The organism is Sphingomonas sp. Ell38C01 (genome assembly GCF_055231975.1).
This window is the reverse complement of record NZ_JBUYVA010000001.1, coordinates 3,579,907-3,591,021: the sequence shown is the minus strand read 5'-3', so window position 1 is coordinate 3,591,021 and position 11,115 is coordinate 3,579,907. Positions and strand designations below refer to the sequence as shown.

The window sequence follows — 11,115 nt, the reverse complement described above, 5'->3', positions numbered from 1 at the left end:
AACTCGTCGCCTGAAGTGATCCCCTGATGGTGATTATGTACGTGCGCTTCCCGCTGTGATTGCGGAACGTCGAGGATCTGCTGTTCGAGCGCGGCATCGATCCGCATCGTGTAGAAGCGATTTCGCGTTAGACTGACAGCATCAGCATAAGTGCTGGCCGCACCACCCAGAGCCCGTCGGTCGTGCCGATCAGGACTGCGCCGACGCGTGTCCACCACCCGGCGAGTCGAGCTGTCCTGTCGCGTCTGTGCGCAGCGAAGTCGAGCGGGTTGCACTCGAGAGGCGCCTCGCACTTACCTGCCCTTAACCCGCTGATGTCATTACCGGATTCGACCAAGATGGGATGCGTTCGGATGATCGGAAGGCTATTGCGCGAATGTGCCCGCACTCGTGAGGTCGGTAACCTTACTGGTAGCGTCGCAAGATCGAAATCATTCTATGAAAAACTTGTTGAACAGGCCGCGAACGCGTTCGCCGCTCCGATCGCTTTGATCACCTTGGTCCACGACAATCATCTTTCGATTCAGGCGAGCCACGGCTTCCCGATCGGATGCGTCCCGCGGGAAGACAGCTTCTGTACGCATGCGCTCGATCATGACGGAGTGATCTTCGAGGTGTGCGATGCAACGGTCGACGTGGTGTTCCGTGCTCTGCCTGGTGTGATCGGCGAACCGCATGTGTGCTACTATATCGGCGCACCACTGATTCTTGAGGACGGGATCGAGGTGGGTATGCTGTGCGTCCTCGACACAAAGTCCAGGCCGCCGGCATCGCGCGACCAGCGCACTTATCTGTCCGCGCTCGCTCGCCAGGCCGCCATCGGGATGGAGCGAAATGCCCGCCTCCCGGGCATGGTTGTGGCATGATCGACGTCGTCGCCTGCATCGGCCAGGATCACAACCTGTGGCTGGTGGGGCTCGCGCTCTTGGTCTGTCTGATCGGTTCGGCGGGCACCGTGCAGCTCTTCGGTCGTATCCGTGCGGCACGGGGCCGTAGCCGGGCCGGCTGGATCACGCTGTCGGCGGTCGGCACGGGGACGATGGTATGGTGCACGCATTTCGTCGCGATGATGGCGTTCCATTCGGGCGTTCCCGTGACGCTCGATCCGGTGCTGACGCTCGCCTCGCTCGCTATCGCAATCCTGATTGCCGCGCCGGGTCTTGCACTGGCGTCGTCGACACGACGCAAACATGTTCTTCCTGGTGGCGCAATCATCGGAATCGCCATTTCCGCGATGCATTATACCGGCATGGTCGCGTACCGCATCGACGGACTCGTCGAGTGGCGTCCGGGCTACGTAACCGCGTCGGTATTGTTGTCGTCGCTGCTCGCAGCGGCCGCCTTCGACATGTTGCGCAGTGGACGTCGACGGCGCAGCATATACGGGGGCATGCTGCTGGGAGCGGCTGTTGCCGCGCTGCATTTTACTGGCATGGCCGCAATGCGCATCCGCGCGTTCGATCTGCGCGGTGGCGAGGGACTGTCTGATCCAGCGATGACCGCGCTGGGGGTGGCCACCGCGTGCGCAGGACTGCTGTTCATCGGCTGCGCAGCGGTGAGCGCGTTGATCGACGGGCAGACGCAGACCGATTCCTATCGGCGGATGCGTCGCATGGCTTTGCACGACGGGCTGACCGACTTGCCGAACCGGATGTCCTTCAATGACATGCTGACCGCTCAACTGCATCATGAGGAACGGGTCTCGAACACGGCAGTCGTCATGCTCGACCTGTCGCGGTTCAAGAGCGTCAACGACACCTATGGGCATCAGGCGGGCGATCAGCTGCTGATCGCGCTGGCAGGGCGGATGGCGGAGGTCCTTGGCCAGAACGAATGCATCGCCCGCCTTGGCGGCGATGAATTCGCCGCATTGATCCCGTATGAGGACCGGGGCGAGCTCGACGCGTTTTTCGGCCGTTTGTCCGCGATCTTCAGGGAGCCATTTCTGTTCGAGCGGTTCTCGACATCGGTCGGCTGCAATATCGGCGTCGCCACGGCGCCGCAGGACGGGTTCGAAGCGGATACCCTGCTCGCCCGGGCGGACCTTGCAATGTATCGTGCCAAGCGCGAGCACTCGGGCGTGCCATGCTTCTACGACCCGACGATGGACGAGGCAGTCCGCGAGCGACGCGAACTGGCGAACGAATTGCGTCAGGCGGTCGCCACGGGTGCCTTCGAATTGCACTATCAGGTGCAGGCATCCCCCGTTGCCGGTGAAATCATCGGCTACGAGGCTCTGGTCCGCTGGCGACATCCGTCGCGAGGCCTGATGTCACCCGCCCTGTTCATCCCGCTCGCCGAAGAGATAGGGGAGATCATTGCGCTGAGCGAGTGGGTCCTCAACCAAGCCTGCTTCGAAGCCGCGCTTTGGCCGAACCGGCACGTCGTTGCGATAAATCTGTCTCCGCTGCACCTGTCTGATCCCAGGCTGGTCGATACGGTCCGCGATGCGCTGGACCGCAGCCGATTGCCGCCGGAGCGGCTTGCGCTGGAACTGACCGAAAGCGCGATCATCCGCGACCGCGACTTCGCGCTGATCCAGCTGCGCGCGCTCAAGGAGATGGGTGTCGGCCTGGCGCTCGACGATTTCGGCGTCGGCTATTCCTCGCTCGACGTGCTGCGATCGTTCCCATTCGACAAAATCAAGCTCGACGCCTCCTTCGTGGCGGAGATCGACAAGGACGAACAGGCCGTCGCGATCCTGTGCGCGGTCGTGTCGCTGGGTAGCACGCTAGGGATACCGATTCTCGCAGAAGGCATCGAGACAGCGGGTCAGCTTCGCATCGTGGCGCAGGAGGGCTGCTCGGCAATCCAGGGCTATCTCATCGGGCGACCGTCGCGCTCACTCGCTGATGCGCATATGGTTCGGTCTACCATTCGGGGGACCGCGAAGGCGCCGCCAAGCTGCGCTTTGGTAGCTTAAACGCCTCGATGCCGGTTGGCAGCGGGTCGGCCGGTCGATCTTGTGGACGATGATGATGTCGAGCCATTCGGCTGCCACGTCGGCGAGTGGCCACTGTAGGGCAGGGCGGGCAAGCGTGCCCCTCAAGATGCTGCCGTCGTCATAGCGTTCGGGGGTGAGCGTCCAGGCATCGCTCGCCTGCGAGAAGATATAGGCCGCACGGCATTGTCAAAGCCGATGCACCGGCGATGTCCTATCCGGTTAAGGAAGCGCGAGATGCGGAGCCGTTACCAGAATGCTGCCGATTTGATCGTGTTTTGCTCATGCGCGCGTGCTGGCGCGACTCCCGTCACGACCCAAACGAACCACTTCCGGTTAGTTCGACAGCGCCAGCTGCGCTTGTTGGAAGATGAACGCTCAACTTCGACGGATGAGCGCCCTGACGAGACGGCGATCTTCCAGCGAATAATATAGCCAGATCATGCCGTCGGCGACGACCACGGACGCGGCAAACGCGATATCCGTGGCTCCACGATCATCGACGGGCGGCGGAGTGATAAGCGGTTCGATGCCTCGTGCCACCACACGGGTATAGTCCGCATCGAAGGCGATCCAGCCGATGCGCCAGCGCGCATCTCGCGTCGCGCCGTTGTAGAACATGACCGGCATGGCGGCGTCGTCGGTCAGCAGGGGACCCGTGGACAGGTGCCAGTCGTCCCAGCTCTCTTCGCGCGGCATGAAGGGCGTCGACTGCTCGGTCCATGGCCCGGCGACACCGGTGCCGATCGCCAGCCCGACACGCGATGCATCGTCGGCAGCATATTCGTAAAAGAGGCGCCAGCGACCATCGGCGGTGCGATCGACCGTCGCTTCTTTGGTGTTTCCTTCGGATCTGGAAGAGGCCAATGCGACGCCGCTCTTCACCAACCGGTCCAGAGACGGGCCGGTGGCGTAGGACAGTTCGCCGTGCGCGTGATCGGCCAACACGCCCGAATAATAGACGATATAACCGTCAGGCTGTCGCACGACCGTCGGGTCCTCCACCCCGCCGGAATCGTGGGCGTCCGGGCCGGGCACGATCGAAGGCGCGTCCAGCATTCTGAACGTCACGCCGTCGTCGCTCCATCCGGCCCATATCTGCCCGGTATCGGTCATCGGTTCTCCGGCCTTGAGCGTGGCGCGGACCATGATGCCCCACCGACCATCCGCCTCGCGCCAGATATAGGGGCTCATCAGGTCGCGACGCATGAGATCGGCCGGACCGTCCAGCACAACCGTCTCGATCCGCTTCACGTTGAAGTCGAGTGCCATGTCCGTCGCGGCGACCGCCTCCTTGCGATGGGGATCGGCAAGGGTAGTGCCTGCGTCCTGCGTCATCATGCGCCGATCGCCTGCATCAGCGACAAACCGCCATCGATCACGATCCGCGCACCGGTGATGTAACGCGCGCGGTCGGACGCGAGAAATACGGCAAGGTCGGCGACCTCGCCGGGGTTCCCGGCGCGCCCCATCGGGATGTTGTTCTCAAGCGTACGCCGATAGGTTTCGTCCTGCTGCGCCCGAGCATTCATCGGCGTCAGGATCATGCCCGGCTCGATCGCATTGACGCGAATGCCACGCGGCGCCTCCTCGATCGCCAATGTCTCGACCAGGTTCGTCAGCCCACCCTTCGCTGCACAATAATCCGCCCCGCCCGCGCGCACCGCATAGGCGTGGATCGAGGATATATGAATGATCGCCGCATCGCCGGTCGCTTCCCCCCTCCCGGTCAGAAAACGGCGTGAAACGAGGAACGCACCAGTCAGGTCGGTGTCGAGCAGACGACGCCATTGCACCAGGCCCATGTCGCGGACCGCAACCCCCGTCATGTTCAATCCCGCCGAATTGACGAGCACATCCGCCGGGCCCCATGCCCGCTCGACACTCTCAAAGGCGGCATCGACGGATCCTTCGTCGTTGACATGCGCCTGGACCAGCATCGCCTCGCCACCCGCCTTCCGGACCGCCGCTGCGGTAGTCTCGGCTGCGGCGGTGTCGCCGAAATACAGAACTGCCACCCGGTCGCCCGCGATGCCGAACGCCGCGGCGCAAGCGGCTCCGATCCCAGACTCCGCGCCTGTCACTACGATCGTCCGCTTACTCATCGATGTTCCCTTGTGAAGCCCGATAGTGACCGCGCTTCTATCGATGCTAGTTAGGTTTGTAGCCCATCGCGATCAATGGTCCGCCTCGGACCCGAGGGGAAATTAGCGATCGAAGGGGCACTGTCAGATCGAATGCACCGATCGTAGCGGAAGGCGGTAGCGCGCCCCGATGCCCCGCCCGCGCAAACCGGCCAGCCCGTTCCGCTACGTCAACTCGTCGGCCGAAGTGATCCGGCTGGTGGTGCTGATGTACGTGCGCTTCCCGCTGTCGCTGCGGAGCGTGGAGGACCTGCTGTTCGAGCGCGGGATCGACATCTGCCATGAGACGGTACGGATGTGGTGGAACCGGTCCGGTCCGATGTTCGCAGGCGACATCCGTCGCTAGCGGGGCTTCCGACACTGGCGCTGGCACCTAGACGAGATGTACGTGAAGCTGAAGGGCGAGATGGTGTATCTCTGGCGTGCGGTCGATCACGAGGGCGAGATCCTCGAGAGCTAGGCTGCTGTCCCCAAAGCCAGAAGTGCATCGTGTGGAGAGCGGTTCGCGTTAGACTGACAGCACCCGTCCCCGGCAACGCAGCGACCCCAGGCCCGTCGAATGGCAGCCCGCCCGCTGGGGCGCCGACGCGGCCGAAGCCTTCACCGAGGTGCAGCAGGAGTTCCGCGCCGGCGACCGGGTGCAGTTCACCCGCAACAACTACCGCGCCGACCGCCTCAACGGGCAGACCGCCGAGGTGGTCGCGATCGACCCCCAGGGGGCGAGCATGGTGCTGGAGCGTGAGGACGGGCTACGCGAGATGCTCGACCTCGCCCACCTCGCCCACCTCGCCGACCGGCATGTCCGGCCGGGCTGGGTGCGGACGATCCATTCCGTGCAAGGGGCGACGTGCGATCGGGTCATGGCTCATCTGGAGGCGTTCAGCGCGAACACGGTGGATGCGCGCTCCGTCTATGTCGCGATCAGTCGGGCCCGACACGGCGCGGCCGTCCGCAGCAACGTCGATGCCAACATCGCCTATGTCGCCGTCTCCCGCGCCAAGGCCTCCGCGATCATCTACACCGACGACCGCGACCGCCTCGCAGGTGCCATCAAAGGACGCAGCAGCGCCAAGGTCGGCGCGATCGATGAAATGCTGATGCGCAAAGGGGCGACGATCGCCATCCCCAAGCCCGTCAGGGCGATGGGGGTGGCGATCGGGTGATGCGAGCGTCGCTATCCACACATGCCAGTTTTATTAGTATGGCGCGTTTAAGAACGGAAACGGCTTTTGAAATCTGAGATGCATATTGCGAGGGCTTGTCGAATATGTTCGACCGCCTCGATTGGCACCTCACTAGCAAGAAGATCGTCTTCCATACCTGCTAATGAGTTTAAAACAGTTATGTGATACTCTCTCTGCTTCTGCGGCGTAATTTCCATCTAAATAAACTATAATGGCAGTTTTCAGATTGAGCTGGAGCGCACCCTTTAGGAATATTAAATAAAGATGGGATATAGGCACGGATGAGAACTGTCTCGGCATTATGTCGAAGAGTCAGGCCTGAATTGCTGAAACTGGTGTAACCCGAGACAGGATTTGTGCTCACAAGCCAACTGTCACCCATGCCATGCGGTATCGCGGCCAGGATTGATGCTCCGGTGGTGAACGAGTTCACCATCACATCACCTAGCGGCTTTATCCCATTCGCAGCTGCGATGCGGCCAACATCGTTTAATGCCGTGCAGTCACCTCCAGTTTTACCTGAGTTGATGCGGCCAAACGGGTTGAAGCGGTTGGCACGTCCAACGGTGGGTCCACCACAGAAGGTATCGCCTGTATAAGGCTGGGCCACCTTCACTATTTGCGGCGATCCGGCGGTTCCTGCCCCGAGCGAGGAGGTGCCCTGAAGCAACGAATTCTGCCAGTTTAGGATGGTCCTGCCCAGCGCTCCATAGTCGATCGTCACAGAAAGGTAGACGACGTCCGGTAACGACGATGTCGGTGCCAGTCGGCACCGGGCAGATTTCCGCAGGTCCGCCACCCCCCGGGCAACTCGCATCGGCAGGCGCGGTCTGCTCAGCCAACCCGCTCGGATCGATCCGGTTCACTGGACTCCCCTCGACATAGTCGTACAGGTTCATCCCGTCGCCGTACCCGATCCGAAACACATCGTCTGGGGCGGGGGAGGGAGGGTGGCTACGGGCTGCTCGTAACCTAATCGATCGCGAGCCATCGGGTGATAGACCCACATGGCGACATGCGTGGAGTTAAACGGTCGCTCCAGTTCCGTACATTCATCCACCTTGCCTCGATGCTCCACAACACCCGCTCATTGGTGACGCAAAGGCAGGGGTGCATAGCCTGCCAGCCCCTTGGCACAGCGAAACCGTTTGTCGATCCGCGCCCGATGCGCGCAGCCTGTCCTGATCGTTCCAGCGGACATCGGAGCGGTGATGCAGTCGGCGAGCGCCGCCGTCCGCGTCGGCCATTCCGACAAACGGGAGGCGTCGCGCGCTAGGAGACGGTTATGAAGACCGCATGGATGCCGGCACTGACCATCGCTGGTGCAGGGATGGCCGTGGCGGCGACGCTCGGACTGTCTGGCAGCCTTGGCGTCGGCTCGAATATTCCAGCGATCGCGGTGGTAAGCGGCACCGCGAGTGTATCTGCCGTTCCGGCCATCGCGATTGCCAGAACGCCGGCCACCACCGCATGCACCGTGCTGACCGCTTCGGCGGGCGCAACCGATCCCGCCCCCGGGACGACCGGATGCGGCCTCCCGAGCCACACCGCGCTGCAGGATCGCGTTTGGTTCGGCGCGTACTGGCAACTGCTTCAAACGCCGATCGTGCTTGGCGGCGGCTATACCAATGCGCGCATCGATCGCACGAGCGATGGCGGGGAGACGCGTGTCGAGATCGCGCTTGGGGGCGGCGCTTCGCCCGACAGGGTCATCCGCCTGAGCGGGCGCGTTCCGCTCATCGCCAGCGACTTCCGGCTGAGCCGTGGCTGAGGGCCGACACGATGCGACTTGATCGTGTGAACAACGTTGCCGACCTGCGCGCGATGGCGCGGTGCCGGCTGCCGCGACCGATCTTCGACTATATCGACGGCGGCGCGGATGACGAGCTGTCGCTGCGTCGCAATGCGGCCGCGTTCGCGGAGTATGAGCTGGTCCCCGACGTCCTTAACGACGTGTCGCAGATCCGGACGGGCACCAGGATCTTCGGGCAGCCATCGCGCTGGCCGCTGATGCTGTCGCCCACCGGTCTCACCCGCATGTTCCACGGGCATGCCGAACTCGCGGTGGCCCGCGCGGCGGCGCGCCACGGGCTTCTCTATAGCCTCTCGACGATGGGCACGACCCGACTGGAGGATCTCGCGCAGGCGTCTGCCGGCCCAAAGGTCTTCCAGATCTACATCTTCAAGGATCGCGGCCTGACCGCCGAGTTCGTGGCGCGCTGCCGCGACGCCGGCTTCCACGGCCTTGCACTGACGGTCGACACGCCGGTCGCCGGCAATCGGGAGCGCGACCGGGTCAGCGGCCTGTCGCTGCCCCCGAAGCTGACGCTCCGGTCGTTGCTCAGCTTCGCGCTCCACCCCGGCTGGTCGATTCCCGCGCTGACGGGGTCGAAGTTCGATCTCGCCAACGTCAGCCACAAGGTCGACGCGCTGGCCTCGGGGCCGATGAGCCTGTTCGACTATATCGGCGGTCAGTTCGACCGCTCGGTCGGCTGGCGCGACGTCGAATGGCTTGCCCGCGAATGGGACGGGCCGCTCGCGATCAAGGGCGTGATGACGCCCGAGGATGCGCGCCGCTCGATCGCCTCGGGAGCGACCGGCGTCATGATCTCGAACCACGGCGGGCGTCAGTTGGACGGTGCGCCCGCACCGATCGATCAGATCGAGGCGGTACGAAACGCCGTCGGCGACTCAGCGGACGTAATCTGCGATGGCGGAATCAGACGTGGCTCGGACGTGGTGAAGGCGCTCGCGCTGGGGGCGACCGCCTGCTCGATCGGACGCCCGTATTTGTATGGCTTGGCAGCGGGCGGTGAGCCGGGCGTCGATCGCTTGCTGACGCTGCTGAGGGAGGAGTTCGAGCGCACCCTGACGCTTGCGGGGATCAACGACATCGCCGACTTGTCCCGCCGCCACGTTCGCTGCAGGCTGGGTGAACGCGGTCACGCATGTTGACGGCGCAGGATCGTGACGGTGCGGCCAACGGCTTCCTTTCCTCGGTCGCTCGTTGCCTGAAGGGAAGACCCACCCCCCAGGTGAAAGATGCCCAGCAGGTCCCGCTCGCGGCGGGATCGTCGTTGTTGCTGCGGACGCGGTGCTTGGTACGGTTCAGCCGGGCCAGCAGTGCCGGGACGTCCGCCGAACGGCGTGCCACGTCGCCCATGCGCCGCCGATGACGGTTTGGTCTCTTGCATCGACGTCATCAATCGCTCGCGTCTCTTGAGGGAGCCACAGTTCGGTTGGTTCGACGGCAACCCCGCAGAACGTCGGCCCGCGGGCGCGCCTGTCACCAGCTCGGTGGGAGCCAGTCGAACGCGTGTACGGCGGAATAGCCGGTCCAGCGTTTGCAGAGGCGCTCCAGCGGCCAGGAGAGCAGGCCGCCAAAGGCGAGGCCGGGGAGGAAGCCCAGCATGAAGATGCCGAAGCCCGCATCTCCCGAGGCCGGTCCCGCGATCGCCTGCGCGATGACGACGCCAAGAACGACGCCGCCCAGCAGCATCGCGAGCTCGAGCCCCACGAAGACCAGGAGCAGCATGCCCTTCCATAGCGGCTCGGGCTGCTGACGCCGCCGCATCCGTTCGATGTCGCGGTCGGCGACCCGCTGTTCGCGAAGACGCTCGCGCTGGACCGCGGTCAAAAGTCGGTCGAAGCGCAGGCGCCGGATCGTCAGGAACGCTCCGATCATCACCGCAACGGTGGCGAACGCGATATAGGACGACGCCGGCTGCCGGGTGCCGATCGCCGCCGCGAAGAGCAGAAGCGCCACCACCGCCACGATCGTCGAATAATTGGGCTGTGTCGACGCGTCGGGGTCGCGGGCAGGCCGCTGCGGCGGACGCCGTACAAGCGCGCGGGCGGGTGCATCGGCATGGTGGCCAAGCGACCCGTAGAGCGCCATCCCGATCAGCGAGAGGACCAAGCCGAACGCGATCGCCTGCGAATCGTCGCCCCAGCCCGGCAGCATCCGTTCGACGAGCAGCCATGCAAGCGTCGCGAATACCGCCAGCGCGGTCGCGTGCAGGATGACCGCACGCCAGCCGGCGCGCATGAAGCCGGCATATTCGTCGTCGGACACGTGGATCGCGGGGCCGTGGCCATGACGGCGGAACCACCAGCCATTGTCGGTGCGTTCGAACTGCGGCGGCACTCCGGCAAACCGGTCGATGCCGGCGTGTCGATGAAAGCGTCGGAACTGCGGTGAGGTCGGCATCGGGCTCTCCTGTCAGTGTCGTGTGCGCTCCGCGGCCAGGCTCTCGCGAACCCGCATCAGCGCGACCGCCTCGGGATCATGCTGTCCCATCGCCGCCCAGGATCCGGTGATCGCGAAGCTGCAATGGCCGTGGACGGTGGCGACGAGCGAGCGCGCGAACGTGCCGAGCGCCGCGTCCACGCTGCGGCCCAGCGCCTGCGCGACTTCCGCGGCGACGATCAGCATAAGCCGCCCGCGCGTCGCCTCCTGCTCGGGCGTCAGCGTCTCGCAGGCCGGCCGGTGATCGTAGATCGCCGCCCAGCGATGCGGGTTGTCGCGCGCGAACGCGAAATACCCGGCGACGAGCGCCGCGATCCGGTCCTCGCTCGTGGCATCGAGCTTCGCCTCAAGCGCATCCGCCCACTCGCCGAACGTGGCGGTGTTGATCGCGGTCAACAGGCCGTCGACGTTGCCGAACACGTTGTGGACCGTGCCGATCGTGTAGCCGACGCGCTTGACGACCTCCCGCGCGGAAAAGGCGGCAAACCCCGTCTCCGCCATCAATATGGTGCCTGCGTCGAGGAGCAGCGCGCGGAGTTCGTCGCGGCTGTGGTCGGATCGTCTGCCCATATGCGGCGGCGGCTTTCGTAAGAGGCG

At 64.3% G+C, this 11,115-nt stretch carries 10 protein-coding genes and 1 pseudogene; 6 read left to right on the top strand and 5 right to left on the bottom strand.

Translation table 11 applies throughout. The features are described 5' to 3' along the window. The first annotated feature begins 353 nt into the window (after positions 1-353). Together ACV7NO_RS17025 and ACV7NO_RS17020 are read left to right on the top strand one after the other, a co-directional pair. Positions 354-866 (top strand): GAF domain-containing protein, encoded by a 513-nt coding sequence (locus ACV7NO_RS17025; RefSeq protein WP_463407137.1) that lies wholly within the window; start codon positions 354-356, stop codon positions 864-866. Beyond that, positions 863-2,923, top strand: a complete 2,061-nt coding sequence (locus ACV7NO_RS17020; RefSeq protein ID WP_463407136.1) for a putative bifunctional diguanylate cyclase/phosphodiesterase — start codon at positions 863-865, stop codon at positions 2,921-2,923. Before ACV7NO_RS17025 ends, ACV7NO_RS17020 begins: the two co-directional genes overlap by 4 nt. Before the next feature lie 396 nt (positions 2,924-3,319). Here the strand turns inward: ACV7NO_RS17020 and ACV7NO_RS17015 are convergent, their stop codons facing one another. Together ACV7NO_RS17015 and ACV7NO_RS17010 are read right to left on the bottom strand one after the other, a co-directional pair. After that, positions 3,320-4,213 (bottom strand): glycoside hydrolase family protein, encoded by an 894-nt coding sequence (locus tag ACV7NO_RS17015; RefSeq protein ID WP_463407386.1) that lies wholly within the window; start codon positions 4,211-4,213, stop codon positions 3,320-3,322. A gap of 65 nt (positions 4,214-4,278) precedes the next feature. Continuing rightward, positions 4,279-5,046, bottom strand: coding sequence for an SDR family oxidoreductase (locus tag ACV7NO_RS17010; protein WP_463407135.1), 768 nt, complete (start codon positions 5,044-5,046; stop codon positions 4,279-4,281). Positions 5,047-5,215: 169 nt separating this feature from the next. Here ACV7NO_RS17010 and ACV7NO_RS17005 point away from each other — a divergent pair. Both ACV7NO_RS17005 and ACV7NO_RS17000 read left to right on the top strand, forming a co-directional pair. Next, positions 5,216-5,542: pseudogene (locus tag ACV7NO_RS17005) on the top strand (DDE-type integrase/transposase/recombinase); the annotation flags it as partial. 151 nt (positions 5,543-5,693) lie between these two features. Beyond that, positions 5,694-6,248, top strand: a complete 555-nt coding sequence (locus ACV7NO_RS17000; RefSeq protein WP_463407134.1) for a hypothetical protein — start codon at positions 5,694-5,696, stop codon at positions 6,246-6,248. A 178-nt stretch (positions 6,249-6,426) separates the two neighbouring features. On the opposite strand, the gene ACV7NO_RS16995 is transcribed toward ACV7NO_RS17000, so the two are convergent. Then, the gene (locus ACV7NO_RS16995; RefSeq protein ID WP_463407133.1) at positions 6,427-6,993 is read right to left on the bottom strand and encodes a hypothetical protein; all 567 of its coding nucleotides are present in this window, start codon (positions 6,991-6,993) and stop codon (positions 6,427-6,429) included. A 561-nt stretch (positions 6,994-7,554) separates the two neighbouring features. On the opposite strand from ACV7NO_RS16995, the gene ACV7NO_RS16990 reads away from it, so the two are divergent. Both ACV7NO_RS16990 and ACV7NO_RS16985 read left to right on the top strand, forming a co-directional pair. Further along, positions 7,555-8,040: a hypothetical protein gene (locus tag ACV7NO_RS16990; protein ID WP_463407132.1), complete on the top strand. Its 486-nt coding sequence runs from the start codon at positions 7,555-7,557 to the stop codon at positions 8,038-8,040. An 11-nt stretch (positions 8,041-8,051) separates the two neighbouring features. Then, positions 8,052-9,224, top strand: a complete 1,173-nt coding sequence (locus tag ACV7NO_RS16985; protein ID WP_463407131.1) for an alpha-hydroxy acid oxidase — start codon at positions 8,052-8,054, stop codon at positions 9,222-9,224. A 331-nt stretch (positions 9,225-9,555) separates the two neighbouring features. Here the strand turns inward: ACV7NO_RS16985 and ACV7NO_RS16980 are convergent, their stop codons facing one another. Continuing rightward, on the bottom strand, positions 9,556-10,479 hold the full coding sequence (locus ACV7NO_RS16980) for a hypothetical protein (protein ID WP_463407130.1): 924 nt from the start codon (positions 10,477-10,479) through the stop codon (positions 9,556-9,558). Positions 10,480-10,491: 12 nt separating this feature from the next. Next, positions 10,492-11,088, bottom strand: a complete 597-nt coding sequence (locus ACV7NO_RS16975; RefSeq protein WP_463407129.1) for a TetR/AcrR family transcriptional regulator — start codon at positions 11,086-11,088, stop codon at positions 10,492-10,494. Positions 11,089-11,115 lie beyond the last annotated feature (27 nt).

Coding starts and splice junctions, on each gene's coding strand:
- ACV7NO_RS17025 (WP_463407137.1), top strand. CDS start 354: ATGATCGGAAGGCTATTGCGCGAATGTGCCCGCACTCGTGAGGTCGGT.
- ACV7NO_RS17020 (WP_463407136.1), top strand. CDS start 863: ATGATCGACGTCGTCGCCTGCATCGGCCAGGATCACAACCTGTGGCTG.
- ACV7NO_RS17015 (WP_463407386.1), bottom strand. CDS start 4,213: ATGGCACTCGACTTCAACGTGAAGCGGATCGAGACGGTTGTGCTGGAC.
- ACV7NO_RS17010 (WP_463407135.1), bottom strand. CDS start 5,046: ATGAGTAAGCGGACGATCGTAGTGACAGGCGCGGAGTCTGGGATCGGA.
- ACV7NO_RS16990 (WP_463407132.1), top strand. CDS start 7,555: ATGAAGACCGCATGGATGCCGGCACTGACCATCGCTGGTGCAGGGATG.
- ACV7NO_RS16985 (WP_463407131.1), top strand. CDS start 8,052: ATGCGACTTGATCGTGTGAACAACGTTGCCGACCTGCGCGCGATGGCG.
- ACV7NO_RS16980 (WP_463407130.1), bottom strand. CDS start 10,479: ATGCCGACCTCACCGCAGTTCCGACGCTTTCATCGACACGCCGGCATC.
- ACV7NO_RS16975 (WP_463407129.1), bottom strand. CDS start 11,088: ATGGGCAGACGATCCGACCACAGCCGCGACGAACTCCGCGCGCTGCTC.